The sequence below is a fragment of the Streptomyces sp. CoH27 genome (genome assembly GCF_020181035.1).
In the GTDB taxonomy this organism is placed as follows: Bacteria; Actinomycetota; Actinomycetes; order Streptomycetales; family Streptomycetaceae; genus Streptomyces; species Streptomyces camelliae.
In genome coordinates this window covers 73,585-99,639 of record NZ_JAIQYY010000009.1, presented here as the reverse complement: position 1 = coordinate 99,639, position 26,055 = coordinate 73,585, and the positions used below count along the sequence as shown (strand labels likewise).

Sequence of the window (26,055 nt, the reverse complement as noted above, 5' to 3'; positions counted from 1 at the left end):
ATGAGAACGCGCGGGCGATTTGATCCTGACACGCGCCGCGCCGCCCGGCGTGGGCAGGATGGAGCGGACTTGCCCCCCACGGGTGTTCTTCGCGCCGCGGGTTCCCGGAGGACCGCGGGCGCCCTGGCAGCAGCCCTGATCGTCACCGTGTCGGCCCTGGCGGGCTGCGGCGAGGGGGGCTCCGGCGGCTCCGCCGACAAGGACACGAGCAGCTCGGCACCGCCGGCAGCCGTACGGCTGCCGCCGCGTCACGCCGGGTTCGACTACCAGATCGGCGGGGCCTATCCCCCGCCGAAGGACGTGCGGATCGTCAGCCGCGACCGCTCCGACTCCCCCGCGCCGGGCCTGTACAACATCTGCTACGTCAACGCCTTCCAGGCCCAGCCCCAGGAGCGTGGCTCGTGGCCGGCCGACCTGCTGCTGCGCGACGCGCACGGCCAGGTCGTCATCGACGAGGACTGGAACGAAGCACTGCTCGACATCGGCACCCCGGCCAAGCGCACCCGGGTCGCCGAGCGGGTGAACCAGTGGATCGACGGGTGCGCGCAGAAGGGCTACGACGCCGTCGAGCCGGACAACTACGACAGCTACACCCGCTCCCACCACCTGCTCACCGCGTCCGACGCGACCGCCTTCATGTCCCTGCTGTCCCGGCACGCCCACGCCCGGCACCTGGCCATCGGGCAGAAGAACACCGCCGACCTGGCCGGTGAGCGGGGGCGGGCCGGGCTGGACTTCGCGGTGACGGAGGAGTGCGGGCAGTACGACGAGTGCGAGGTGTACGCGAAGGCGTTCGACGACCGGGTCGTGGACATCGAGTACACCGACGGCGGTCTGCGCAAGGCGCTCGACCGCTGGGGCCGGCGGATCAGCATCGTGCGGCGAGACCGGGATGTGTCCAAGCCGGGCAGCTCTGAATACGTCCGAAAGACGAGGTAGCGCTGCGCCATCCGGGGTGCCACGAAATGCCGTCGCGCGTGTGCGGCGGCATCGTGGTTTCTCGGGCCCACGCGGCAAAGCCGCATATCGATACGGCCCCGCGCCCCTGACGGGGCGCTGTCGTTGCTGCCGTCAGGTGACCGACCGGCGTGGGACACGATGGATCGTCGTACTGTCGGCTCATTCTCGGCGGCAGACGACCGGCGTTCGGTCGGTCATGGCCGTCTTGGAGGAAACTTGGTGCCGAAACGTTCCACCACGCTCAGAGCCCTGGCCGGGGCAACGCTGCTGCCGCTGGCCCTCGTCACCCCCGCCTGGGGACACTCCGCGGCCGCGCCCGAGACGCCGGGCACGCTGTGCGCGGCCGCGGGCACTCTGCACGGCCCGCACGGCGAGCAGGCTCAGGTCAGCCTGTGTGCGGACACCGGCTCCCCGCGGCTGAACATCACGGCACCGGCCGCCTGTCAGGGCGCCGACACCAAGGTCCGGTACGCCTGCCGTACCGAGGGCATGTGGGAGGTGCGCCGGGCCGGCAAGTCGCTGGGCACCGGATCGCTGCCCGGCTCGCGGCTGTACGCCGGGCCGGGCGCGTACGACCTCTCCGCCACCGTGCGGGTGAGGTCGGTGCCCGCCGGAGTCGACCTGAAGGGCACGGTGCGGGCCACGCTGTCGCTGACCGCTCCGGCGGCGAAGGCCACGCACGTCGTCACCGTCGACAAGGCGGTACTGCGCCGCAACGCCACGACGACGGTGACGTACACGATCCACCGGAACAGCGACCAGGGCGACGGCAACGCGCGGCTGGGCATGATCGGTGAGGAGGGCACCGGCGTGCAGGTCCGCAGCGCCGACCGCCGCTGTGTGAACCCGCTGGTGGGCCGCTACCCGTCGAAGACCCGGCTGGCGCACTCGCTGGACTGCACCGTGACCGAGCTCCAGCCCGGCCACCCGGAGCAGATCACGGTCCGGGTCACCGTCGGCGCGAAGTGCTCCACGGTGGTCTCGAAGCTCGGCTACTGGGTGCCGCAGGGCCAGAGCATGTACACCGGGGCCATGCTGGAGGGGCCGAAGCTGACCTGCCGCTAGAGCGGCTCGATCAGGTCCAGGGCCCGCTCCCACCCGAAGTCCGGCCGGCTGCCATCCGGCCGGGCTTCGCCGTTGTACGGCTCGCCGAAGCGGACGCCCATCCCGCGCAGCCGGGCCACACTGTCCCGGTAGGCGGGGTGGGCGGCCAGGGCGCCGGCCACACAGGGCAGAGCCGCCACGGGTATGCCGAGGCCGGCGGCCTCGCACAGGGTGCCGAGGGCGAGCGTGTCGGCGATGCCGGCCGCCCATTTGTTGACGGTGTTGAAGGTGGCGGGGGCCACCGCGACGGCATCCGGCGGCGGGAACGGGCGCGGGTCGGCGGGGGTGCGCCAGGCCGAGCGGACGGGACGGCCGGTCTGCGCCACCACCGCCTCGGTGTCGAAGAAGCCGCCCGCGGCGACCGGTGTCGCGATGACACCGACCGCCCAGTTCCGTGCCTGCGCGGCCGTGATCAGCCCGCCGACGCCGGAGGCGATGCCGGCCGCGCAGACGACGACGTAGAGGAAGGGTTTCTCGGCCTGTTCGGTCATCCGGGAACCCTACTGAAGCGGGAAGGTCGCCCCTCGTTCGGCCTCGGGGCGGGGGCCGAAGATCCGGCGCTCGTGCTCCTCGATGGCGACGTCGTTGATGCTGGCCTCGCGGCGGGTCATCAGGCCGCGCTCGTCGAACTCCCACAGCTCGTTGCCGTACGAACGCCACCACTGGCCGTCGGCGTCGTGGGACTCGTACCGGAAGCGGACGGCGATGCGGTTGCCGTCGAAGGCCCACAGGTCCTTGCGCAGGGCGTAGTCCAGCTCGCGCTGCCACTTGGCGGTGAGGAACGCGACGATCTCGGCGCGTCCGGTGACGAACGTGCCGCGGTTGCGCCAGACGGAGTCCTCGGAATAGGCGAGCGCCACCTTGTGCGGGTCGCGGGTGTTCCAGGCGTCCTCGGCGGCCTGGACCTTCTGCACGGCGGTCTCGCGGGTGAACGGCGGCAGGGGCGGGCGGTCGGCCATGGTCTCCTCCTTGGCTCGGACACACCGGAGAACGAGCGTTCTCCGTGTGGCTGCTACCGTAGGAGAACGCCCGTTCTCACGTCAAGGATCGTCAAGGAGTGCCGATGCCGCCGATGGACACCGAGGCCGCCCGGGACAAGGCGCTCGACGCCGCGGAGCGGCTGTTCTACGCCCGCGGCATCCAGGCGGTGGGCATGGACGAACTCCGCGGCGCCTCCGGGCTCTCGCTCAAGCGGCTCTACCAGCTGTTCCCCACCAAGGAGCAGTTCGTCGCGGAGTATCTGGCCCGGCGGGACAAGCGCTGGCGGCGGCGGCTGGCCGAGCACGTCGCACGGCAGCGGGACCCTCGCGAGCGGATCCCGGCCGTGTTCGACTGGCTGGAGGAGTGGTTCGCCGAGGACGGCTTCCGCGGCTGCGCCTGGATCAACGCCTACGGCGAACTGGGCGCCACCTCCGCCCCGGTGACGGAGCAGGTGCGCGCACACAAGGAGGCGTTCCGCAGCTACCTGGCCTCACTGGTCGACGCCGCCGCACTGCCCGCCGCACTCACCGGCCCCCTGTTCCTGCTGGCCGAGGGAGCCATGGTCACGGCGGGCATCACCGGTGGCACCCGGCCGGCGGCTGAGGCCCGTGCGGCGGCGCGGGCACTGGTGGCGGCCGCCGGCCGCCCGGAGGGGGTCAGCCGGCCGGCTCCGACACCCTGATCGCGCCGACCGGGCAGGCGCGCGCCGCCTCCCTGACCATCGGGTCCCCCGCGCCGTCCTCTCGGCCGGGGAGCACGGTGCTGAAGCCGTCGTCGTCCTGGGTGAAGACCTTCGGGGCGGTCAGCGCGCACTGCCCCGCACCGATGCAGACGTCCGTGTCGATGTCGATCCTGATGTTCATGAGCTGAGCCTCTTACCAGGTCACGGGGAGTTCCAGCATCCCCTGGATCGTGTCGCCGCGTTTGATCGGGATCTCCTCGGCCGGGACGGCGAGGCGCAGGCCGGGCAGCCGGGACAGCAGACTGCCGAGGGCGATCTCCAGCTCCGCGCGGGCCAGGTTCTGGCCCAGACACTGGTGGATGCCGAAGCCGAACGCCACGTGGTGGCGGGCGGAGCGGTGGAAGTCCAGGGTGTCGGGGTCCGTGTACTGCCCCGGGTCCCGGTTGATGACCGAGGTCGAGAAGACCACGCCCTCCCCCGCCCGGATCGTGGCGCCGGCGATCTCGATGTCCTCCAGCGCCACCCGCATCAGCCCCTCCGCGATGGAGAGCATCCGCATCAGCTCCTCCACGGCGGCGGGCAGCAGGGCCGGGTCGGCGCGCAGCTCGGCCAGCCGGTCGGGGTGCTGGAGCAGGGTGAAGGTGCCCAGGGAGATCATGTTGGCGGTGGTCTCGTGACCCGCGACCAGCAGGATCAGGGCCAGCGACACGACTTCGGCACGGTCCAGGGCGCCGTCGCGCAGCTGATGGCGGACGAGTTCGTCGAGGATGCCGCCGCCGGGCTCGGTCGCCCTGGTCTTCTCGTCGATCAGCCCGCCGAGGTACTCCTCCAGGCGCTCACGGGCGGCCACGCTGTCGGCCGCCGTCGGGCCGCGCAGCAGGGTGCGGGACTGCTCCTCGAAGAACTCGTGGTCGGCGTACGGCACGCCGAGCAGACCGCAGATCACCGTCGACGGCACGGGCAGCGCGAAGGCGGAGACCAGTTCGGCCGGCGGTCCCTGGGCGGTCATCCGGTCCAGCAGCTCGTCCACGACCCGCTGGATCCAGGGCCGCAGCTCGGTGGCGCGCCGGACGGTGAACTCCGGGATCATCATCCGCCGCTGCCGGTTGTGTTCGGGGTCGTCCAGCCCGAGCAGGGCCACCCGGCGGTCCCGGACGCCCTGGAAGCGCTCGGTGGGCACGGGAAAGTCGGGGTGGCGGCGGTCGGAGGACAGCCGGGGGTCGGAGAGCAGGGCCCGGGCGGCGGCGTGTCCGGTGACCGCCCAGACCTCGCGGCCGTCGTAGAGGGTGACGCGGGACAGGGCTCGCCCGTCGCGCAGTGACCCGTATCCGGTGGGCGGGTGGTAGGGGCAGGTGCGGTCCTGCGGGAAGACGACGGGTTCGGCCGGAGTCCCCGGGGTGGTCATGTCCGTCAGTTCCGTCATGGAAAGACCTCGCAGACGAAGAAGTGCGTGGTACCGATCTTCATTAGATGCCCGAGGCACCTATGGGTCCACGCCAAGTTCGGCCACTTCGGTGATCCGCGGGATCTGGCCGAAGAAGGGGGTGCGAGGGAGGGGAACCGGCCGGATCCGGCGGCCTGAAGCCGTGCACCGGCCGACGGAGGTCCGCCCGGTTGGCCGGTCATGACTCCAGGGTACGGCTTGCGTCCGGCGCGAAGGCGCGGGCCACGGCGAGGCTGTCCTCGTACACGTGGTGCCGTACGACGAGGCCGTCCCGGATGGTGAGGTGCAGGGCGAACCGGGCCGTGTACGCGCGGCCGGTGGGTGCCGCCGTCTGCCGGATGACACCGAGGACCACCGCGTCCTCACCCTCGACGAGGATCCGCTCGACGCTCGTGTCCGCCTTCTCCGGCACATGGTGGGCGGCCAGTTCCCGGAAGTGGCCTGCGGCGTCGGCACGGGTGGAGCGGTGCCGGATCCACGGGGTGTCGGCGCGGCCGTGCTCCTCCTCCGGCCAGTCCAGCCGCCAGTCGCAGCCGTCCGCGTACAGCTCGGCGATCCGCTGCGCGTCGCCGGCGCCGATCCGGCTGAGCAGTTCCTGTACGACGGTGCGGGTCGTGAGGGTGGCGGACATGGGTGTTCTCCTCGCGGGGCGGCCTGGGCGGTGGGACGGGGACCACTGTGCCGCCGGCCGGCGGCAGGGGTCGATTACCTGTGAGGTAACGGCCGTTCGGGGGAAGGGATCCGCGGTGCGGATGATCCGTGCGGCCACCGGTGTTGGATCCGGTGGCAGACAGCCGTTGGACCGATGAAGGGGACGGATCCCATGCCTCTTGAGGGTGAGTACGAGCCCAGCCCGACGCAGTGGGTGCGCGAGCAGGTCGAGTTGTACGAGAGCTCCGGCGGGACGAAGGGGACGACGCTCATGGACACCGGGCTGCCGGTGATCGTCCTGACGACGCGGGGCGCGAAGAGCGGGAAGATCCGCAAGACACCGCTGATGCGGGTGGAGCACGACGGGACGTACGCGGTGGTCGCCTCGCAGGGCGGCGCGCCCAAGCACCCGGTGTGGTACTTCAACATCGCCTCCGATCCGCATGTCGAGCTCCAGGACGGGCCGGCCAAGCAGGACATGCGGGCCCGTGAGGTCACCGGCGAGGAGAAGGCGGTGTGGTGGGAGCGGGCCGTGGCCGCGTACCCGCCGTACGCCGACTACCAGAAGAAGACCTCGCGGGAGATCCCGGTGTTCGTGCTGGAGCCCTTCGACGGGAGCTGAATCGCGCCGGGCAGCGGCGGAATTCAGATAAATCTGCGCCGGGCAGGTGTGAACCCTTCTCGGCGCGGGCATTCGTGCCACAGGCCCCGCCGCGTTCCCCCGTCGCGGCGGGGCCCCTTTGTGCCCTCGTCCGCGGGCGTCCCGGCGAACGGGTGGCCCCCGAAGGGCGGCCCGCTAGGAGGGTGGTCCGGCGCGGAAGAAGTCACTCATGGCCAAGAAAAAGAAGAAGAAGCTCCCCTTCGTCTACCAGCCGATCGGTTTCGTGCTCGGCTGGGTGAGCGGCGCGGTGGCCGGGCTCGCCTTCCGGCAGACCTGGAAGGCACTCCGGCACGAGGAGGACACGCCGGACGCGCTGGACCCGGACCGCGGCTGGGGCGAGATCCTGCTGGCCGCGGCGGTGCAGGGGGCGATCTTCGCCGTGGTGCGCAGTGCGGTGGATCGTGCGGGAGCGAAGGCTATTGCGCGGTCCACCGGGGTTTGGCCTGTGGCCTCGGAGGAGGATGGGCGGGGTTGAGCCGCCGGCTCGCCATAGGGGTATCGGCCCTATGCGGCTGCGGCGCCGTCGTGGCCGATCTCGCCCACGCGGCGGCGCCGCATGTCGATACAGCCCCGCGCCCCTACGGGGCGCTGAGCCACTTCCCCTCTCTCATCAGCTCCCGGCCCCTCAGCTCGTTCGCCTCGCGCCAGGCCTGGACGCGCTGTGGGAGGACCTTGAAGTACAGGTAACGGGTGGCCAGTCGGCGGGGGTCGAAGCCGGTCTTGCCTGCGAAGACCTCGGCGTCCTCCTCGGGGAGGTCTTCCGGGGTGACCACCTGGACCGTGGCGTCGATCATGACGACGTCCCGGGTCGGGCCGAGGCCCAGGCGGGCGCGGCCGGTGGCCGCGAGGTTGCGGCCGGTGGGGCTCTCGGCCGGGGTGGCGATCAGCAGGGTGGCGCCGTCCCACACGAAGGACAGCGGTACGAGAAAGGGAGCGCCGCCGTCGGGGGCGGCCGTGGCGACCCAGACGTCGTCGTCGTTCTCCAGCCGGTGGAGGGTGTCTTTCTTGCGCTCTGCCAGGGTGCGGGCGGGCGGTGGGGTCATGGCGTACGGCCTCCTCGGGATAGCCATCCCCGCCAGTGTGACCGTCAGCCCGCCCCTTGCGCACGGTATTGATCAAGGCGTGTCCGTGCCGCCGTCAGGAGCAGGTCGAGGGCGGCCGGGTAGGAACTGGCCCGCATGGTGGCGACGAGGTGGCGGGACGTGGCCGCGATGTGCGGGTGGGTGGCGGCGGGCAGGCGGCCGTAGGTGGTGCGCCACACCTCCGCCTCGGCCTCGCGCGCGGCCCGGGGCAGGGCGGTGCCCGCGGAGTCCAGCGCGCCGAAGGCGAGGGCCTGGTCGACGAACGCGTGGTACAGCCGCGCCGCCTCCGGATCCGGGAACCCGGCCTGCCGCAGCACCCCGAGGATGCCCTCCACGGCCTGGATCTCGTGCGCCCGGCCGGTGACCCGGTGGGCGCTGAGCACCGCCGCCCGGGGGTGCGCGAGGGCGCCGGCGTGCATCCGCAGGCCCAGATCACGCAGGTCGGCCTGCCAGTCGCCGGTGGGCCGCCAGGTGCGCATGGTGTGGCCGATCAGTTCGTCGGCGATGGCCAGCATCAGATCGTCGGTGTGCCGGAAGTACCGGTACAGGGAGCTGGGATCGGCGCCCAGGGCCCGGCCGAGGCGGCGCACGGACAGGGCGTCGGCGCCGTGTTCCTCGATCAGCCGCAGCGCGGTGGCGACGATCAGCTCCTCGGACAGGACGACGCCCTGTTTGGTGGGGCGTCGGCGCTGCCGGCCGGCGGCCGGTACGACGCGTTCGCTCATGGGGCCTCCCTCGGATTGCCCGGCACCTTATGACAACACCGTTGACCTGTGAAGTGCACGGGCGGTTTCATCTCCGGTCACCGGGGCCGACCAGGCCCCCCGGTGCGAGCGGAGAGCCCGGCGATGAACCAGACCCCCTTCGGTGTGGATCCCCCCGCGCAGCCCGAGCTGCGCAAGTCCCTGAGCGTGCTGGACGGTGTCGCCGTGGCCGCGTCCAGTACGGCCGCGACCACGAGCATCGGCATCGGCCTCGGCGTGACGGCCGGGGTCGTCGGCCTGCATCTGCCGGCGATCATGCTGCTGGCGTTCCTGCCGATCCTCGGCATCGCCGGGGCCTACTCCCGGCTCAACCGGGTGGAGCCGAACGCGGGCAACGGCTATGTGTGGGTGGGCCGTTCACTCAGCCCCTGGCTCGGTTTCCTGGTCGGCTGGGTCAACTGCGTGGCGAGCGTGGCCTTCCTCGCCTACACCACCGCGGTCACCGGTTCCGCCCTGCTGCAGCTGGCCGGGGAGGCGGGGGTGCACCGGATCGGCTCGCTCGCGCTCGACCCGGGCTCCACGGCGCAGACGACGGCGCTCGGCATCGTCGTGCTGGCCGCGGTCACCCTGACCGCCGTGACCGGGGTGCGTACGGCGGCCCGGCTGCAGACCGGGCTGCTGCTGTTCGAGTACGCCGTCCTGCTGGGCTTCTGCGGCTACGGCATCGCCGTGGGCCCGCACCCGTTCCGGCTCTCCTGGTTCGACCCCTTCGCGATCCCCTCGGCGTCCGCCCTGGCGCAGGGGCTGCTGCTGTCGGTGTTCTGCTACTGGGGTTTCGAGGCCGCGTTCACCGTCAACGAGGAGGTGCGCGAGCCGCGCGACGCCTCTCGGGCCGGGACGATCACCCTGGTGACCATGCTCGGGCTGTTCCTGCTCGGCTCGGTCGCCTTCCAACGGGTGTTGTCCGGGCCGGAGTTGGCCGGGCACGGCGCCGAGGGCCTGGCGTACTTCGGGGACCGGCTGGCCCAGCAGCCGCTGGCCGCGCTGCCGTTGGTGGCGCTGATGTTCTCGGCGGTGGCCTCGCTCCAGGCGGGGGTCATCCCGACGGCCCGCGGGATGTTCGCGATGAGCCGGGACCGCACTCTCGGGCCGGTGTGGTCCAAGGTCAGCTCCCGGTACGGGACTCCGGCGGCCGGGACGCTGCTGATCGGGGCGGTGTCCGCGGTGGTGGCGTTGCTCGCGCTGGTGATCCCGCGTCTCGCCGACATGATCAACGCCACGGTGAACGCGGTCGGGATCGTCGTCTCGCTGTCGTACGCGCTGACCGCGCTCGCCGCCGCCGTACGCTTCCGGGCCGCGCTGCGCGAGGGCCTGCGCGAAGGACTGAGGGCGGTGGTGCTGCCCGCGCTGAGCGCTCTGGCGCTGCTGGGGCTCGGCGGGTATCTGGGGTGGTCCTTCTACCGATCCGCCGACCATCTGGAACTCCGCGCGGACAACGGCTGGTTCCTGCTGCTCATGCCGGTCGCGATGATCGCCTCCGGGTTCGTCGTGGCCGCGTGGGCGAAGTGGGGGCGCAGATCGCCGTACTTCCGCACCGGGCACGGCACCGACGCCGACGCCCCCGAGCTGCTCCCGAGCTCCAACTGAACTGTCGACACAGACCACTTCAGGAAAGGCATCATGCACGCTGATCTCCTCTTCACCGGCGGCCCCGTCCTCACCCCCGAGGGCCGTACGGCGAGTGCCGTGGCCGTCACCGGTGACCGGATCACCGCCGTCGGGCACGACGAGGTGCGCGAACTCGCCGGGCCCCGCACCGAGGTGGTGGACCTCGCCGGGCGGCTGCTGCTGCCCGGCTTCCAGGACGCGCACGTCCATCCTGTGCCGGCCGGGCTGGAGTTGAGCCAGTGCGATCTGACGGGCGCGCGGACGGCAGAGGAGTCCGTGGCCGCCGTACGCGCCTACGCCGACGCCCATCCGGACCGTGCGTGGATCCTCGGCGGCGGCTGGTCGATGGAGGCATTCGCGGGCGGTACGCCGACCAAGGAGCTGCTGGACGCTGCCGTACCGGACCGGCCGGTGTATCTGCCCAACCGGGACCATCACGGCGCCTGGGTGAACAGCCGGGCGCTTGAGCTGGCGGGCATCGGCCGGGACACACCCGACCCGGCCGACGGGCGGATCGAGCGGCACGCCTCCGGGGAGCCGAGCGGCACTCTCCAGGAGGGCGCGATGCAGCTGGTCGGCCGGCTGGCCCCGCCCGCGACCGCGACCGACCGGCTGGCGGCGCTGCTGCACGCCCAGCGGCATCTGCACGCGCTCGGCATCACCGCCTGGCAGGACGCGCTGGTCGGGGACTTCCTCGGCATGGACGACCCGGCCGAGGCGTACCGCACGGCCGCCCGGGAAGGGACGCTCACCGCGCGGGTGGTGGGCGCGCTGTGGTGGGACCGGGAGCGCGGCGCCGAGCAGATCCCCGAACTCGCGGAGAAGCGGCGGGAGTTCAGCCACGGCCGGTTCCGGGCGGGCACGGTGAAGCTGATGCTGGACGGGGTCGCCGAGAACGGTACGGCCGCCCTCCTCGACCCCTATCTGGACACGTGCGGCTGCGCCACCGCCAACCGCGGCAAGAGCTTCATCGACCCGGGCCTACTGCCGAAGTACGTCACGGAGCTGGACGCACTCGGCTTCCAGTGCCACTTCCACGCCCTCGGCGACCGGGCCGTACGCGACGCACTGGACGCCGTGGAGGCGGCGCGCGCCGCGAACGGGCCGAGTGACACCCGGCCGCATCTCGCGCACCTCCAGGTCGTGCACCCGGACGACGTGCCCCGGTTCGCACGGCTCGGCGCGACCGCCAACATCCAGCCGCTGTGGGCCGCCCACGAACCGCAGATGGACGAGCTGACGATCCCCTTCCTCGGGGCCGAACGGGCTTCCTGGCAGTACCCCTTCGGGGCACTGCTGCGATCCGGGGCGCGGCTCGCGGCGGGCAGCGACTGGCCGGTGAGCAGCCCCGATCCGCTCCAGGGCATCCATGTCGCGGTCAACCGGGTGGAACCGGGCGGCGGTGGACCGGTGTTCCTGCCCGGGGAACGGCTCGGCCTCGCGGACGCGCTGACGGCGTACACGGCCGGATCGGCGTACGTGAACCATCTGGACGACACCGGCCGGGTGGCCGTCGGGGCGCTGGCCGACCTGGTGGTGCTGGACCGGGATCCGTTCGCCGGTCCGCCGGAGGAGATCACGCAGACGGGCGTGGCGCTCACCTATGTGGGCGGGGAGCGGGTGTACGCGGCCGGGTGACCTCGGGGCGGCTCAGCGGGCCTGCTGGAACGTCCTTCGGTAGGCCTGCGGGGACACCCCGATGGCCGCGTGCAGATGCTGGCGCAGCGAGGCGCCGGTGGCGAAGCCGACCTCGGCGGCGATCCGGTCCACCGGAAGGTCGCTGGACTCCAGCAGATGCCGGGCCCGGGCGACGCGCTGCTGGATCAGCCAGCGGCCGGGGCTGAGGCCGACCTCGTCGCTGAAGCGGCGGGCGAAGGTGCGCAGGCTCATCCGGGCGTGGCCGGCGAGGTCGGCCAGGGTGAGCGGCTCGTCCAGGCGCTCCAGGGCCCACAGCCGGGTCCCGGCCGTGCTCGCCGCGCCGCTCTCCGGGACGGGCTGCTCGATGTACTGCGCCTGGCCGCCGTCCCGGAACGGCGGGACGACACAGCAGCGGGCGACGAAGTTGGCCAGCTCGCTGCCGTGGTCGGTGCGCACGATGTGCAGGCAGACGTCGACGCCGGCGGCGGCTCCGGCCGAGGTGAGCATGCGGCCGTCGGCGACGAAGAGGACGTCCGGGTCGAGGTCCACCTGCGGGAAGCGGCGCCGGAACGGCTCGGCACAGTGCCAGTGGGTGGTGGCCTTGCGGCCGTCGAGCAGGCCGGCCTGGGCGAGGACGAACGCGGCCGTGCAGATGGAGACGATCCGGGCGTCCGGGCGGATGCGGGCGAGCGCCGCGGCGACCTCGTCGGTCAGTTCGTCGGGGATGTACGCCGGCGGCATCGAGGTGACGACCACCGTGTCCGCCGTGTCCAGGATCTCCGGGCCGTGCTCGACGCCGATGGTGAAGTCGGCGCTGCTGCGCACCGGCAGGCCGTCGACCGAGCAGGTGAGCACCTCGTAGCGGCCGTCGGCGGCGCCGAGGATCCGGCTGGGGATGCCCAGTTCGAAGGGGTAGACGCCGTCCAGGGCGAGGACGACGACCCGCTCGGGGCGGCGGGTGCGCGGGAGCAGATCAGGCATGGCAGGATCTTATCGAAAGGTGGCCATCATGCCATTTTCCTGCCGCGCGAACCCGGGCAGGCTGGGTGACCATGACAGACGTGAACACGATGCGAGCCATCAGCCAGGACGTCCTCGGCGGTCCCGAGGTGCTGAAGGAAGTGCGGCTGGAGCGGCCGAAGCCGGGGCCGAACCAGGTGCTGGTCCGGGTGCGGGCCGCCGGGGTCAACCCCACCGACTGGAAGCACCGGGCCCTGGGTGTCTTCCTGGGCGAGCCGCCGTTCGTCCTCGGCTGGGACGTCTCCGGCGAGGTCGCCGAGACCGGGATCGGCGTGGCCGCCTTCCGCCCCGGCGACGAGGTCTTCGGCATGCTGCCCTACCCGTACGGGGCCGGCTCGCACGCAGAGTACGTGATCGCCCCGGTGCGTGCCCTCACGCACAAGCCGGCCTCCCTCGACCACACCCAGGCGGGCGCGCTGCCGCTGGTGTCCCTGACCGCCTGGCAGGCGCTGACCGAGCACGCGGACGTCCGGCCGGGGCAGCGGGTGCTGATCCATGCGGCGGCCGGCGGGGTCGGCCATGTGGCCGTGCAGATCGCCAAGGCGCGTGGCGCGTATGTGATCGGCACGGCGAGCGCCGGCAAGCACGGCTTCCTGCGCGAGATCGGCGTGGACGAGCCGGTCGACTACCGGACGACCGACGTCACCGAGGCGGTGCGGGACGTGGACGTCGTCCTGGACACGCTCGGCGGGGACACGTCCGTACAGTCGCTGAAGGTGCTGCGGCCCGGCGGGGTCGTCGTGTCGATCCTGCCCGTCGGCTCCTCGGAGTTCCCCGACGAGGCCGAGCGGCGCGGGGTACGGGCCGTGCGCATGCTGGTGGACGCCGACCGGGCCGGGATGGAGGCGATCGCGGGGCTGGCGGAGTCGGGGAAGCTGACGGCGGCGATCGCCGGGACGTTTCCGCTGGCCGACGCGGCGAAGGCGCACGCGCTGGGCGAGACCGGCCGGACGGCGGGGAAGCTGGTGCTGCTGGTGGACTGAGCGTGGTCGCCGGGCAGCTGACCGACACGCGCGAAACTCGACGACATATGTCAATCGAACATGCTCAAATTCCTTCCATCGAGGGTAACTTGGCGATCGGGGACTGACCCCGTGGCCGGGCGTGGGTGGGAGGTGAAGCGGCCGTGCGGGACGAGCGTGCACCCTTCCACCGCCATCTGCGCGTCTACGAACACCGGGGGCACACGGTGCTGGAGCTGCGCGGCGAGATCGACCTGGTCTCGGCCACGGAGATCGGCCCGCTGCTGGACCGGTTCACCGGCCGGCCCGGCGCCCGGGTGGTGATCGACCTGCGCCCGGTGGAGTTCTTCGACTGCTCGGGGCTGCGGCTGCTGCAGCGGGCCCGCGTCCGGGTGCAGGACGGCGGCGGACGGGTGTTCCTGGTGTGCACGCATCCGCTGACCCTGCGCGTCCTCAAGGTCACCGGGCTGTCCCGGCTGCTGCCCGCCCACCCCAGTCTGGACGCGGCCCTGGCCCGCTCCGAGGCCGCGTCCGGCTCGCTGTAGACTCCCGTTCCCCTCCGGGGCCGCTACGACTGCTCGAACAGGGCGCTCACCGACTCGCCGTCGTGAATGCGCCGTACCGCCTCGGCCAGGGCGGGGGCGATGGACAGCACCCGGAGTTTGTCCGTGTGTTCGTCCGCCGGCACCGGCACGGTGTTGGTGCAGACGATCTCCAGCACGTCCGGCTGCTCGCTCAGCCGCTTGACGGCACCGGCCGCGAACACGCCGTGCGTGCACGCCACCCGGATCGAGCGGGGCGACGACTCCCTGAGTCTGTCGAGGAGTTCGAGCACCGTGCTGCCCTTGGCGATCTCGTCGTCCAGCACGATGACATCCCGGCCGGCGACGTCGCCGATGACGGAGCTGATGGTCACCCGGTCGTCCGCGTACCGCTGTTTGGCGCCGGCCGCCACCTGGGCCCCGATCAGCCGGGCGAAGGCGGCGGCCTGCTTGGCGTTGCCGAGGTCGGGCGAGACGACCGTGGTGCGCGTCAGGTCGTACTGCCGGAAGTGCGCGGCCAGTTCGCGCAGCGCGTGCAGATGGTCCACCGGCACCGAGAAGAAGCCGTGCACCTGCGGGGCGTGCAGGGTCATCGCGAGGACCCGGCGGGCGCCGGCCGCCACCAGCAGATCGGCGACCAGGCGCCCGCCGAGGGAGATGCGCGGCGCGTCCTTCTTGTCCGAGCGGGCGTAGGAGTAGTGCGGCATCACGACCGTGATCCGGGCCGCCGAGGCGCCCCGGGCGGCGTCGCACATCAGCAGCAGCTCCACCAGGTGTTCCTGCACCGGCCGGACCAGTGGCTGGAGCAGGAACACGTCCCGTTCCCGGCAGTTGGACTGAAGCTGCACCTCCAGGCAGTCGTTGGCGAACCGGCTGACCCGGGTCGGGCTCAGCGGCACGCCGAGGTGGGCGCAGACCTCCTGGGCCAGTTCTGGATGGGCACTGCCGCTGAAGACGGCGATGTCTCGCACGATCCGCTCCTCGCATGACCGGCACCGGCTGCCGCGTTCATGCTACTGGGCCGGTCCGCACCGGTAGAGGACCTCCGTGCTCGCCATGGCCCCGGCGAGCCCCGGCAGGGACGAGCCCCCGGCGGCGACGTCCGTGCCGCCGTAGGCCGAGGCCGGCACCCTGGCGCAGGTGGCCCGCACCCAGCCGGTGATCTGCGCGGCGGCGGTCTGCCCGGTGCCGGCCGGTGGCGTCCCGATGGCGCCGCCCGGCTTCCGCGTGCCGTCGGCCGCCGTCCTGGTGCCGCCGGCCGTGAGGCTCGTGCCACGGCCGCCGCTCAGCAGCACGTAGCGCACCTTGCCGGTGGCGACCAGCTGCTGGAACCGGTCCTCGGTCGGGAACGGCACCCGGCCGCTGAAGCCGCCGATCGGCAGGACATGAGCGCCGGCCGCCAGGATGTACGGCGCGGCCGAGCTCCAGCCGGTGGTGGCGAACACATAGGCGGCGGAGCCCTGGTGCGCGCGGGTGTAGGCGAGCAGCCGGTTCTGGGCCGCGCTCAGTCCGCCGCCCGTCGCGGTGCCGCCGAAACCGCCCCCGAATCCGCCCCGGGCGCCGGAGCCGTCCCGGCTCATGCCGCGTGTGCCGCCGCTGATCCCCCGCCCGAACCCCCCTTCGCCGGCCCATGCCGTCCGCCCGAGCCGTGCGGCCCCGGGGCCCGTCGTGCCATGGCTGCGGGGCACGCCGTTCGGGCCGACCGAGCCCATGACGTTGGTGCGGTACGACGGAGCGAAGACCTGCACCGCCCACGCGCTCGGCGCGATGAGCAGGGCGGCCAGACAGGCGGCGAGACCGGCGAGCGCGAGCCTGCCGCCTGCGCGCGGCCGCCCCGGCCGGGCGACGAACAGCAGCGCCAGGCCGGCGAGGCCGAGCACGGCCACGGTGGGCGGCAACCACGGCACGAACGACGGGAACTGGCCGGCCAGGTACGCGGCCCAGACCGCCGTCGCCGCCACCGCGCCCGGCAGGGCCCAGGCGCGCGGCCCGCCGGCCCGGTGGGCGCGCCACATCAGCACGGTCCCTGCGCCGGTGAGCGCGGCGAGCGGCACCGCGATCACGCCCATGTAGTACGTGTGCCCGGCGACACTGCCCGCGCTGAAGACCAGGAAGTACAGGGCGAGCCAGGTGCTCCACAGCACGTACCCGGCGCGCAGCCGGTCGGTGCGCGGCCGGCCCCGGGACCACAGCAGTCCGCACACCGCGGCGATCGCGGCGATCGGGTAGAACCAGCCGGTCTGGGAGGCGAGCGCCGTGTCGAACATCTTCCCCCAGCCGTCCTGGCCACCGCCGGGCCCGCCGGCCGCCTGGGACCTGGCACCCGCCCCGGCGGCCGTGGGCTCAGCAGCCGCTGCCCCCGCGCCGGTCGAGCCGCGCGGGTCCCGGGCCGCCCCGGCGCCCTGCGCACCGCCCGTGCCGAGGTCGCGGTGACCGTCGTACGTACCGGCGCCGCCGTGACCGCCTCCGCCGAACTGGCTGCTGACGCTGCCCGTGGAGGCCGCGTCGATGCCGAGCGAGGAGAAACGGGTCAGGAAGTTGTAGCCGACCACCATGCTGAACGCCGAGTTGTTGGTGGTGCCATCCACATAGGGCCGGTTCTGGGCCGGAGTGAGGGTGACGGCGACCATCCAGGACGCCGACACGGCGGTCATCACCAGGGCGGAGACGCCGAGGTGCGCCAGCCGGCGGCGCAGCGGGAGCGGTGCGGAGAGCAGATGGACCAGCGCGAGTGCGGGCAGGACGACCCACGCCTCCAGCATCTTGGCCTGGAAGCCGACGCCGATCCACACACCGGCCATGACCAGCGGGCGCAGCCGGCCGTCCCGGGCGGCCCGCTGGGTGGCCTCGGCCGCCAGCAGCAGGCACAGCGTGAACATGGGGTCCTCGACCGAGGTGCGGAACAGCCCGATCGCGACGGGCGTCACCAGGAAGGCCGCGCCGGCGATGAGCGCCGCGTGCACCCCGGCCCAGCGGCGCACCAGGCGGTACAGCACCAGCAGGCTCGCCACCCCTTCCAGGACCTGGGGAAGGGTCACCGACCACGGATGGAATCCGAAGATCCGTGCAGAGAGCGCTTGCGGCCACAGGAATCCCGGCAATTTGTCGAGCGTGATGGAATTCCCGGGGTCGAAAGAGCCGTAGAAGAAGGCCTTCCAGCTCTGCGTCATGCTGCGGACCGCGCTCGCGTAGAACGTGTGGTACGTGCTGCGGTCGATGCCCCAGGCGAAGAGCACAGCGGCGAGCACGACGAGGACCAGCAGCACAGGGCGGGCGTATGCGGGCTCGCCGTGGGGTGATCGCCAGGGCGGGCGGCGGACGGCTCCGGTGGGGGCGGCTGTGTCGAGGACGTTCGTGGCCATGCGCAGCAGTCTTCGTCACCGAAGACGTGCGCACCGCCGGTGAAGCTCCCTTTCAAGGAAACTCTCACCGCCCCCAGGCCGATTCTTTAATCGCATGGGAGCGCGCTGACGCCGATCAGGTGAATTCCTTACCCAGGGCAGGGCATCGACGCTCAGTGGTCAGTGCAGCGTCCAGGTGTACTTGCCCCCGCCCACCCAGCGGACCATGTCCGGGTCGTCCAGGTCGTGGATGGTGATGCCGTACGAGGCGGCGGTCTCCAGTACGTCGGTGACGTTCCTGGCCTCACCGATCACCTGACCGTCGATCTCCATGATCCGGAAGGGGGGCTCGCCCGGTTTGCCCGGACACACGCCGAGTACCAGGACCCGCGGATGGGAGATGTGGGGCACTCCTTGTTCGGTCATGGAACAGAGCCTAGAACCGTGCCGTTCCTCGCGCTCCTTTCGTACCTCTGGTCCACCCTGGGTGCATGGAACCCGTCGCCGCCCTCGACCGGATCGCCTTCCTGCTGGAGCGGTCGCTCGCGCCCTCCTACCGGGTGAAAGCCTTCCGTACGGCCGCCCGGACGCTGGCCGCGCTGCCTGCGGGCGAGGTCGCCGAGCGGGCCGCGGCGGGCACGCTGGAGGCGCTGAAGGGGGTCGGGCCGAAGACCGCGCAGGTGGTACGGGAGGCGCTGGCCGGGGAGGTGCCCGGCTATCTGCGCAAGCTGGAGGAGGAGAGCGGGGGCGGGCCCGCCGAGGGCACCGGGGCCGGGCTGCGGGCGCTCATCCGCGGGGACTGCCACACCCACTCGGACTGGTCCGACGGGGGCAGCCCCATCGAGGAGATGGGGCGGGCGGCGGCCGCGCTCGGGCACGAGTGGACCGCCCTGACCGATCACTCACCGCGGCTGACCGTGGCCCGCGGCCTGTCGCCGCAGCGGTTGCGCGAGCAGCTGGAGGTGGTGGCCGGGCTGAACGCGCGCTGGGCGCCGTTCCGGCTGCTCACCGGCATCGAGTGCGACATCCTGGAGGACGGTTCGCTGGACCAGGAGCCCGAGCTGCTGGACCGGCTGGACGTGGTCGTGGTGTCCGTGCACTCCAAGCTGCGGATGGACGCCCGCTCGATGACCCGGCGGATGGTCGCCGCCGTCCGCGATCCGCACGCGGATGTGCTCGGGCACTGTACGGGGCGTCTGGTCACAGGGCGGGGGCGGCCGGAGTCGGAGTTCGACGCGGACGCGGTGTTCGCCGCGTGCGCCGAGTCCGGTACGGCCGTGGAGATCAACAGCAGGCCCGAGCGGCTGGATCCGCCCCGGCGGCTGCTGCGCCGGGCGGTGGCCGCGGGGGTGCTGTTCTCGGTGGACACCGACGCGCACGCGCCGGGCCAGCTGGACTGGCAGATCCTCGGCTGCGCCCGGGCCGAGGAGTGCGGGGTGCCCGCCGAGCGGGTGGTGACCACCTGGTCGGCCGAGGAGCTGCTGGACTGGACCCGGGCCGGCCGGGTCCCGGCCCGCGCGGCGAGCGCGTGAGGCAGGGGAAAGCCCCGGCCGTGACGGGGGAATCACGACCGGGGCGGTCGGGCGGTGGGCGCGGAGGGCGGTCGCCTCTCGGCGAAGGGCTCCACAGGGCTTCAGCCGAACGATCGTCCCTGTGGGCGGATGGTGAGGCCCGGGGACACTGTCCCTCCACACCCACGGTTGGTTCAACAGGCAACCACCCGTGGGTGTTCCGAGAGGGTACGTGACCTGCGTCACCGTCCAGCCGTGTCCGATCCGGCGAGCTCGGCGGTCCGTACGGCGCCTGCCTCGATGAAGTCCCGCAGGTCGGCGGTGAGCCGGGCGGCATGCGTGACGAACATGCCGTGGCCGCCGTGCTCGTACACCTTCAGGGTGCCGTCCGGCACCAGCCGGGCCACCCGCTCCCCGGTGAGGGCCAGCGGCGCCGAGGTGTCGTGGGTGCCGTGCAGGACCAGCACCGGGAGGTGCAGGCCGGGCAGCTCGTCGACGAGGTCCAGCTCGGCGACGGCGGCCCGGATCCCGGTGGCGGCGCGGGCCGAGGCGGACAGGCACAGGTCGATGAGGTAGCGGACGTAGTCCGGGGAGACCTGGTTCTCGGGGAACTGGACCGCGAAGAAGTCGTCCGCGAAGCGGGCGAACCAGGCGGCGCGGTCACTGCGGAAGGACTCCTCGTCGGCGCGCACGAGAGCGGGGTCGATACCCTCCGGCACATTCGGCGAGCGGACGATCCCCGGGCTGACCCCGGCGACCAGGGCGACGCGGTCCACGCGTGCGGTGCCGTGCCGGGTCACGCAGCGGATGACCTCGGCGGTGCCGACGGAGTGCCCGACGAGGGTGACCCCGCTGAGGTCGAGGTGGTCGAGCAGGCCGTACAGGTCGTCGGCGAGGGTGTCGAGGTCGTAGCCGGACCAGGTGTCGTCGGAGCGACCGTGGCCCCGCCGGTCCAGCGCCACGCAGCGGAAGCCCGCCTCCGCGAGCGGCAGGGTCTGGTACTCCCACATGTCATGGCCGAGATAGGCGCTGGCGACGAAGACGGCGACGGGGCCCGTCGCGGGGCCGTGGTCGATGTAGTGCAGGCGGGTACCGTCGACGGGGCTCTCGAAGTACGGCATGGGTGCCTCCTCGGCTGTCCGGACCAGGTGCGACGCTACTCGGTCGCGCTGACGTCACCGATACTCCCGGGATCTCGCGCACGGGTCGATTACTTATGAGGTCATGGCCGCACGCACTCAGCGCGCGGAGCGCTCCCGCAAGGCGGTGCGCCAGGCCGGCCCGGGGTCCTCGGGGACCGGTTCGGGGCGGCGGCCGCCACCGGCGAAGAAGTCGGCCAGCGGCAGGATCGCGGCGCCGACGGTCACCGCGTCGGGGCCGAGCCGGCCCAGGTCGATGGTGACCCGGTCGGCCGGGTGGCGCAGGGCGTACGTCGCCGCGTGCCGGCGTACGGCGGGCAGGAAGCGGCTGCCGAGCTGGAGGCCGGCCCAGCCGCCGACGATGATCCGCTCGGGCTGGAAGAGGTTGATCAGGTCGGACAGGCCCGCGCCGACGTACTCGGCGGTCTCCTCCAGGACGGCACGGGCCACCGGGTCGGGCGCGGTGCCCTCGGGCGGGTAGGCGGCGGCGAGCATCGCGGTGAGCCGGGTCTCCTCGTCGGTGCCCTCCGGCGGCCTGCCGCCCTCCTCGCACCAGCGGGCGAGCAGCGACTCGGCACCCGCGTAGGCCTCCAGGCAGCCCGGCGCCCCGCACCGGCAGCGGCGCCCGCGCACCCGTACCGTCAGATGCCCCCACTCCACGGCCCGCCCGTGCTCCACCTCCGGGGTGACCAGGCAGGCGCCGACGCCGGAGCCGAAGAGCACGACCACGGCGTTGCGGGCGCCACGTCCCGCGCCGAACCACATCTCGGCCTGGCCCAGGGTCTTGGCACCGTTGTCGATGAAGTACGGGATCTCGTCGGGGAGCCGGGAGGCCGAGCGGAGCAGCTGTTCCAGCGGTACGGCGTCCCAGCCGATGGTCTGGCCGTGGACGACGGCACCCCGGTCCGGGGTGTGCTCGACGATGCCGGGGACGCCGACACCGACGCCGAGCAGCCGCTCGGGCGCGGCCCGTTCGTCGCCGAGGACCTCGGCGACGGCGTCGCGGATGTGGCCGGCGATCACCTCGACGTCGTAGCCTTTCGGGGTCAACGGGCGTTCTGAGCGGGCGAGTTCGGTCAGGGTCAGGTCGAACAGCTCGACGCGGATCCGGGTCTCGCCGACGTCGACGCCGATCATCTGTCCGCTGTGCGGGGCGATGCGCAGCAGGGTGCGCGGCCGGCCGCCGTCGGAGTCGACGCTGCCGGCCTCCTCGACCAGGCCGTCGGCGACCAGATCGGCGACCACGTTGCTGACCGAGCCGGAGCTCAGGCCCGTCGCGGGTCCCAGCTCGAACCGGCTCAGCGGGCCCGCGAAATACAGCTTCTGGAGCACGGCCGTGCGGTTGCCCCGTCTGAGGTCGCGTACCGTGCGCCCGCTCCGCCCCGCCATGCCGCTCCCTTCACGAACCCCGCCCGACCTGCAACATACCCTTTCGGGCAGCCGGAACGCGACTTTCCAGCCGCCTTAGTTCACGCTATGAGCTAAGTCGTTGCGCCCGCTATGCGTCACGTGTGAGCCGGGCGATGTCGTCCAGCGCGGCGACGAGTTGCGGCGCGACCGTCTCCCGGACCCACCGGACATGCCCCTCCCCGGCCTGCCGCGGCACCGTCTCGACCAGCATGATCAGGTACAGATAGGCGCGGTACAGGGCGTATCGGATCCGCTCCGCGGGGCCGAAGACGGCCCGGCCGCCGCCCTCCCGGTAGCCGGCGAGAAAGTCCCGGTCCTTCTCGATGTCGTCCAGCAGGGCCAGGGAGACGAAGTCGGCGACCGGGTCGCCCCAGAACATGCGCTCGCCGTCGATGAGTCCGCCGATGCGGGGTCCGCCGGGGGCGCGGTGGACCAGGATGTTGCCCTGCCACAGGTCGAAGTGGACCGGGCGCGGGACGGTGACCTCGTCCAGTGCGCCGTACCCGGCCGCGAGCGCCTTCGCCACCTCGTCGGCGGGGAGCGGCAGTTCGGCGGCATAGCGGCGGGCGTCGTCCAGGACGGCGTCGAGCATCGCGGTGAACGCCGTACGCCAGTCGGGGGCGAGCGGGCCGAGCGCGCCGGACGGGTATCCGAAGGCGGGTCCGGTGATCTCGTGCAGCCGGGCCACCTGGGCGCCCAATTCCCGGCGCAGCGCTGCTCGTTCGGCCCCTGTCAGGGAGTCGTCCCAGGGGGTGCCGGGGCAGCGGGTCTGGAGGGTGTGGCGAACGCCGGGACCGTCGTCGGTGTGGAGGGCGCGCGGGGCGGGGACGCCGGCCTCGGCGGCGGCGCGGCAGAACTCCGTCTCGGCGGCGAGGAGCCGGGACTCGTAGCGGAGCCCCGGCCCGGTCGGCGCGGTCTTGAGAACGTAGCGGCCGCCGTCGGTGAGCCGCAGCTCCTCGACTTTGTTGTAGGTGCCGCCGCCGAGCGGGCGCACCCCGGCCAGCCGGTCCGGCGGCAGGCCCGCCGCGGCCAGGATCCGCCGGGCCCGCTCCTCGGAGACCTCGACCTGCGCGTCCCTGACCTGCGAGTCTCTGACCTGCGCGTCCCCAGCCTGCACACCTCCGGCCTCTGAGTCACCCACCGGGCCCCTCCCCCGCGGCTCAGCCGGCCGCGTACACGTCCTCGACGTAACGCCCGTCCGCCATCAGTGAGTTCAGCCAGTTCTCGGCCGCCGCCTCGTCAGCGTGGGAGCGTTCCCGGTACAGGGTACGGAACGCCTCGCGCACGCCGGGAGCCATCCGGGAGCCGTCGCCGCAGACGTAGACTCGGGCGCCGGAGTTCAGCAGGTCCCAGACTTCGTCGGCCTCTGCGGCGATGCGGTGCTGGACGAACATGGCGCCGTTCTGCGGGGCGGCGCTGAAGGCGGGGCGCAGCGAGACGGCGCCGGCGGTCTCGGCGGCCCGCAGTTCGTCCGCGTGCAGGAAGTCGGCGTCGGGGGCGTCACATCCGAAGTACAGGAGCGCGGGCGGGAGTTCGGCGCCCGCGGCACGGGCCGTGACACGGTCGGCCACGGCGCCGCGGAACGGGGCGAGTCCGGTGCCGGCGGCGATCATCACGACCGGCGCCGAGCCGTCGATCCGGAAGGCCTCGCGGCAGGGCTGGACGCGGGCGTACACGGTGTCGCCGGGCTTCAGGGCAGCCAGGTGGCCGGATCCGGTGCCCTGGTAACGGCCGCGGCCCGAGCGGGCGGGGGCGTCGAGCACGGAGACCATGAGGTCCGCCTGGCCCGGGGCCACGGCCGGCGAGGAGGAGACGGAGTAGTGGCGGGGCTTGAGCGGCGTCAGCAGGTCGAGCAGGAGCGGCCAGCCGAGGGCGCCGCGCAGGGCCGGGTTGTCCTCGACGAGCTCCAGGAGGGTGCGCGGGTCGTCCGGGGTGACGGCGGCGAGGGCGGCGCGCTCGGGCGGGCAGGGGTTGGCCTCGGCCAGCAGGGCCAGCTGCCGGGCGGTCGGCCGCTCCTGCAACTCGACGTGATGCGTGAGGAGTTGACGCACCGTCAGCGGTCGGTCCACGGCGAGGCTGTCGCGGCGCGGGCGGGTGGCCCGGATGTCCAGCACGGCGTCGGCGTCGAGGCCGAACGCGGCGAGCGCGCGGTCCACCAGCTCGGGGGCGTGGGCGGGGAGCACGGTCAGGTGGTCGGCGGTGCGGTAGGTGACGCCCTCGGGCAGGGCGACGCGCAGGAACCGCTTGGTGCGGGGGTGGTCCGGCGCGGTGAGGTCGTAGGCCTCGGTGACCGTCATCGGGACCAGCTCGTGGCGTTCGGCGAGGGCGTCCAGCGGGCCGCCGGTGAGGGTGCGGACCTCGTAGGCGTGGGCGGGCTCGTCCCCGGTCGGCCGCGTGGCGTCGGGGTCGCCGTACTCGGCGAGCAGGGCGGTGCGCAGCCGGGCGGTGAACTCCCGTACGGTGCCGGTGAGATCGCCGGAGGCGTCGGCGGCGGCCCGCTCGGTCAGCCGGATGGCGCCGAGTCCGGCGAGGCGGGCGTCGACCCGGGTGGGGACCTGCTGGTAGGTGGCGGCCCAGTTGCGGTCGCCGACACCGAGGACCGCGTAGGTGACGCCGGTCAGGTCGGGGGTGCTGTCCAGCCAGGCGGTGAAGGCGCCGGCGTCGTCGGTGGGGCGGCCGTTGTAGGAGGCGGCGGTGATGACGACGGGGCGGTCGGTGGGCAGTCCGTCCGCGTACGCGTCCAGGGCGGCGACCTCGGTGGCGCAGCCGACGGCGGCGGCCTCGTCGGCGAGCTGGGCGGCGAAGGCGCGGCAGGTGCCGTAGTTGCTGCCGTGCAGGAACAGGGCGCCGGTGCCGGGGCGGACGCGGGCCGGGAGGGTGTCCGGGTCCGTGGTCTGCTCGGTCCGCGCCGGGAGGGCGCCGGGCAGCGGGGCATGGACGCGGTCGGCGGGGGTGCGCGGGGTGAGCGTGAGGGTGAAGCCCTCGGGCTTGAGGGTGAGGGTCTCCTTGATGTGGAGCCGGTAGTCGGCGTGGTCGTGCAGCCGGTAGCGGTGGACCAGCATGGCGAGCAGCATGGTGGCCTCGTGCAGCGCGAACTGCCGTCCGATGCAGGCGCGTTCGCCGGTACCGAAGGGTTTGAAGGCGTGCACCGGGCGGGCCGCCTCCGCCTCGGCGGTGAACCGCTCGGGGTCGAAGTGCTCCGGGTTGTCGCCCCACACGGGCTGGCGGTGCAGCATCGGGGCCATGACGGTCACGGCCTGTCCGGCGCGCAGCGGGATCCGGCCGCCGAGCAGGGTGTCCTGGCGGGCCTTGCGGGTGAAGGCGGCGGCCGTCGGCCACAGCCTGAGGGCCTCGTTGAGGACCTGGCGGGTGTAGGTGAGCCGGCCGATCTCGTCGTACGTCGGCTCCGGGTCGGGGTCGTCGCCCCACAGGGCGTCGGCCTCGCGCTGCACCAGCCGGAGCACGGCCGGATGCTTGGCGAGGTAGTACAGGGCGAAGGACATCGCGCCGGAGGTCGTCTCGTGGCCGGCGATCAGGAAGGTGATGACCTGGTTGCGGATGTTGGCCGCGTCCAGGGTGGTGCCGTCGGCGGGGTGCGGGGCGCTGAGCATCAGTCCGAGCAGGTCCTCGGCGCCGCTCTGGTCGGTGCCGGCGCGGGAGGCGATGACGTCGTCCACGACCTGGGCGAGGTAGTCCGCGTCCTGCCGGAAGGCCGCGTCGGCGGCGGAGTGGTCCTGGCCCGGGGTGCGGGCCAGACGGGTCATGCTCCACTCCAGGCAGCGGACCATCGACTCCACGAAGGGGTGCGGCTCGGCCCGCTCGAACGACCCGAAGTCGTAGTCGAACCCGGCCAGTCCGATGGTGTCGAGGGTCATGCGGGTCATGTCGTCGGGCACGTTCACGGCCTGCCCGTCCCGGGCCGCGCGGTCCCAGGCGTCGATGAGCCGGCGGGCCACCTTGAGCATGACCGGGTGGTAGGTGCGCATCGAGCCGAGCGCGAAGGCGGGCATCAGGATGTCGTGCGCCTTGGCCCAGTTGGGTTCGTCGTTGTACGCCGTGAACAGGCCGTCGGCGGCGAATGCGCGCACGTTCTCCAGGGCGGGCCCGATGTGCTTGGCGAACCGCTCCTCGTCGGCGAGGTCCGCGACCAGGTCGGCGTCGGCGACGAACGTCACGTCCCGCCCGTGCAGCCGGCGCACCAGCACCGGCCCGTGCGTGCGCATCAGCTCCATGACCTGCTGGATCGGGGTGCGGCCGGGACCGGTGGCGGTGATGTCGACGACGGGGACGCCGGGCAGGGTTCCGGCCGGGTCGGGGTGCGGAGCGGTGGGGGTCATGGCGCGCCAACTGCCTTTCGCGGTAACGGAGTACTCGGGGTAACGGAGTACTGCGTTCCAGGGTGGGTGAGCGGCGGCGCGGGCCCGGGCCCCGGCACTACACGATTCCGCAGTCAAAACTTGGTTGCGGGTCTTGCGCCGGCCGCGCGTCCGGGCTCGCGGTCGCGGTGCAGGGTGCGGGCGGTTTGCCGCTGACCTGGATCTTCGTCTTGGATGAA

Annotated in this window: 25 protein-coding genes; 10 read left to right on the top strand and 15 right to left on the bottom strand. The window is 72.9% G+C overall.

Going from position 1 to position 26,055, the window contains the following annotated elements; all coding sequences use genetic code 11:
- The first annotated feature begins 69 nt into the window (after positions 1–69).
- Complete coding sequence (locus LE548_RS16315) at positions 70–939, top strand: endo alpha-1,4 polygalactosaminidase (RefSeq protein ID WP_225097572.1); 870 nt, start codon at positions 70–72, stop codon at positions 937–939.
- Between the two features lie 240 nt (positions 940–1,179).
- The gene (locus LE548_RS16310) at positions 1,180–2,025 is read left to right on the top strand and encodes a hypothetical protein (protein ID WP_225097571.1); all 846 of its coding nucleotides are present in this window, start codon (positions 1,180–1,182) and stop codon (positions 2,023–2,025) included.
- On the opposite strand, the gene LE548_RS16305 is transcribed toward LE548_RS16310, so the two are convergent.
- Positions 2,022–2,555 (bottom strand): flavoprotein, encoded by a 534-nt coding sequence (locus LE548_RS16305; RefSeq protein WP_225097570.1) that lies wholly within the window; start codon positions 2,553–2,555, stop codon positions 2,022–2,024. The genes LE548_RS16310 and LE548_RS16305 overlap by 4 nt on opposite strands.
- A gap of 9 nt (positions 2,556–2,564) precedes the next feature.
- On the bottom strand, positions 2,565–3,023 hold the full coding sequence (locus LE548_RS16300; protein WP_225097569.1) for a nuclear transport factor 2 family protein: 459 nt from the start codon (positions 3,021–3,023) through the stop codon (positions 2,565–2,567).
- A gap of 113 nt (positions 3,024–3,136) precedes the next feature.
- On the opposite strand from LE548_RS16300, the gene LE548_RS16295 reads away from it, so the two are divergent.
- Positions 3,137–3,727 carry a TetR/AcrR family transcriptional regulator gene (locus tag LE548_RS16295; protein ID WP_225097776.1) on the top strand — a complete coding sequence of 197 codons (591 nt, stop codon included), beginning with the start codon at positions 3,137–3,139 and terminating at the stop codon, positions 3,725–3,727.
- Here the strand turns inward: LE548_RS16295 and LE548_RS16290 are convergent.
- The 3 genes from LE548_RS16290 to LE548_RS16280 form a co-directional block, all read right to left on the bottom strand.
- Complete coding sequence (locus tag LE548_RS16290; RefSeq protein WP_225097775.1) at positions 3,702–3,902, bottom strand: ferredoxin; 201 nt, start codon at positions 3,900–3,902, stop codon at positions 3,702–3,704. The two genes, LE548_RS16295 and LE548_RS16290, sit on opposite strands and share 26 nt — an antisense overlap.
- Positions 3,903–3,920: 18 nt before the next feature.
- Positions 3,921–5,150: a cytochrome P450 gene (locus LE548_RS16285; protein WP_225097568.1), complete on the bottom strand. Its 1,230-nt coding sequence runs from the start codon at positions 5,148–5,150 to the stop codon at positions 3,921–3,923.
- Positions 5,151–5,349: 199 nt separating this feature from the next.
- Entirely contained in the window at positions 5,350–5,802 is a 453-nt protein-coding gene (locus LE548_RS16280; RefSeq protein WP_225097567.1) for a nuclear transport factor 2 family protein, read from the bottom strand.
- 192 nt (positions 5,803–5,994) lie between these two features.
- Here LE548_RS16280 and LE548_RS16275 point away from each other — a divergent pair, with 192 nt between their 5' ends.
- Together LE548_RS16275 and LE548_RS16270 are read left to right on the top strand one after the other, a co-directional pair.
- Complete coding sequence (locus LE548_RS16275) at positions 5,995–6,444, top strand: nitroreductase family deazaflavin-dependent oxidoreductase (RefSeq protein WP_225097566.1); 450 nt, start codon at positions 5,995–5,997, stop codon at positions 6,442–6,444.
- A 208-nt stretch (positions 6,445–6,652) separates the two neighbouring features.
- Complete coding sequence (locus tag LE548_RS16270; RefSeq protein ID WP_225097565.1) at positions 6,653–6,958, top strand: DUF4235 domain-containing protein; 306 nt, start codon at positions 6,653–6,655, stop codon at positions 6,956–6,958.
- Positions 6,959–7,061: 103 nt separating this feature from the next.
- On the opposite strand, the gene LE548_RS16265 is transcribed toward LE548_RS16270, so the two are convergent.
- Together LE548_RS16265 and LE548_RS16260 are read right to left on the bottom strand one after the other, a co-directional pair.
- Positions 7,062–7,526: a pyridoxamine 5'-phosphate oxidase family protein gene (locus LE548_RS16265; protein ID WP_225097564.1), complete on the bottom strand. Its 465-nt coding sequence runs from the start codon at positions 7,524–7,526 to the stop codon at positions 7,062–7,064.
- A gap of 44 nt (positions 7,527–7,570) precedes the next feature.
- The gene (locus tag LE548_RS16260; RefSeq protein WP_225097563.1) at positions 7,571–8,290 is read right to left on the bottom strand and encodes a TetR/AcrR family transcriptional regulator; all 720 of its coding nucleotides are present in this window, start codon (positions 8,288–8,290) and stop codon (positions 7,571–7,573) included.
- Between the two features lie 123 nt (positions 8,291–8,413).
- Between LE548_RS16260 and LE548_RS16255 the strand changes: the two genes are divergently transcribed.
- Together LE548_RS16255 and LE548_RS16250 are read left to right on the top strand one after the other, a co-directional pair.
- Positions 8,414–9,916: an APC family permease gene (locus LE548_RS16255; RefSeq protein WP_225097562.1), complete on the top strand. Its 1,503-nt coding sequence runs from the start codon at positions 8,414–8,416 to the stop codon at positions 9,914–9,916.
- A 33-nt stretch (positions 9,917–9,949) separates the two neighbouring features.
- Entirely contained in the window at positions 9,950–11,575 is a 1,626-nt protein-coding gene (locus LE548_RS16250; RefSeq protein ID WP_225097561.1) for an amidohydrolase, read from the top strand.
- Between the two features lie 12 nt (positions 11,576–11,587).
- Here LE548_RS16250 and LE548_RS16245 read toward each other — a convergent pair whose 3' ends face one another.
- The gene (locus LE548_RS16245) at positions 11,588–12,556 is read right to left on the bottom strand and encodes a GlxA family transcriptional regulator (RefSeq protein WP_225097560.1); all 969 of its coding nucleotides are present in this window, start codon (positions 12,554–12,556) and stop codon (positions 11,588–11,590) included.
- 71 nt (positions 12,557–12,627) lie between these two features.
- Here LE548_RS16245 and LE548_RS16240 point away from each other — a divergent pair, with 71 nt between their 5' ends.
- Positions 12,628–13,578: an NADP-dependent oxidoreductase gene (locus LE548_RS16240; RefSeq protein WP_225097559.1), complete on the top strand. Its 951-nt coding sequence runs from the start codon at positions 12,628–12,630 to the stop codon at positions 13,576–13,578.
- Positions 13,579–13,721: 143 nt separating this feature from the next.
- The gene (locus LE548_RS16235; protein ID WP_225097558.1) at positions 13,722–14,102 is read left to right on the top strand and encodes an anti-sigma factor antagonist; all 381 of its coding nucleotides are present in this window, start codon (positions 13,722–13,724) and stop codon (positions 14,100–14,102) included.
- A gap of 23 nt (positions 14,103–14,125) precedes the next feature.
- Here the strand turns inward: LE548_RS16235 and LE548_RS16230 are convergent, their stop codons facing one another.
- The 3 genes from LE548_RS16230 to LE548_RS16220 form a co-directional block, all read right to left on the bottom strand.
- Positions 14,126–15,070 carry a ribose-phosphate pyrophosphokinase gene (locus tag LE548_RS16230; protein ID WP_225097557.1) on the bottom strand — a complete coding sequence of 315 codons (945 nt, stop codon included), beginning with the start codon at positions 15,068–15,070 and terminating at the stop codon, positions 14,126–14,128.
- Positions 15,071–15,112: 42 nt separating this feature from the next.
- Positions 15,113–17,461 (bottom strand): glycosyltransferase family 39 protein, encoded by a 2,349-nt coding sequence (locus tag LE548_RS16225; protein ID WP_225097556.1) that lies wholly within the window; start codon positions 17,459–17,461, stop codon positions 15,113–15,115.
- A gap of 159 nt (positions 17,462–17,620) precedes the next feature.
- Positions 17,621–17,866, bottom strand: a complete 246-nt coding sequence (locus tag LE548_RS16220; RefSeq protein WP_225097555.1) for a hypothetical protein — start codon at positions 17,864–17,866, stop codon at positions 17,621–17,623.
- 65 nt (positions 17,867–17,931) lie between these two features.
- Between LE548_RS16220 and LE548_RS16215 the strand changes: the two genes are divergently transcribed.
- Positions 17,932–18,972, top strand: coding sequence for a PHP domain-containing protein (locus tag LE548_RS16215; RefSeq protein ID WP_225097554.1), 1,041 nt, complete (start codon positions 17,932–17,934; stop codon positions 18,970–18,972).
- Positions 18,973–19,193: 221 nt separating this feature from the next.
- Here LE548_RS16215 and LE548_RS16210 read toward each other — a convergent pair whose 3' ends face one another.
- From LE548_RS16210 to LE548_RS16195, 4 genes are all read right to left on the bottom strand, one after another.
- A complete protein-coding gene (locus LE548_RS16210; protein ID WP_225097553.1) occupies positions 19,194–20,072 on the bottom strand; it encodes an alpha/beta fold hydrolase in 879 nt (292 codons plus the stop codon).
- A gap of 117 nt (positions 20,073–20,189) precedes the next feature.
- Complete coding sequence (locus tag LE548_RS16205) at positions 20,190–21,479, bottom strand: ROK family transcriptional regulator (protein ID WP_225097552.1); 1,290 nt, start codon at positions 21,477–21,479, stop codon at positions 20,190–20,192.
- A gap of 109 nt (positions 21,480–21,588) precedes the next feature.
- A complete protein-coding gene (locus LE548_RS16200; protein WP_225097774.1) occupies positions 21,589–22,536 on the bottom strand; it encodes a phosphotransferase family protein in 948 nt (315 codons plus the stop codon).
- Between the two features lie 124 nt (positions 22,537–22,660).
- On the bottom strand, positions 22,661–25,837 hold the full coding sequence (locus LE548_RS16195; protein ID WP_225097551.1) for a cytochrome P450: 3,177 nt from the start codon (positions 25,835–25,837) through the stop codon (positions 22,661–22,663).
- Between the last annotated feature and the right edge of the window lie 218 nt (positions 25,838–26,055).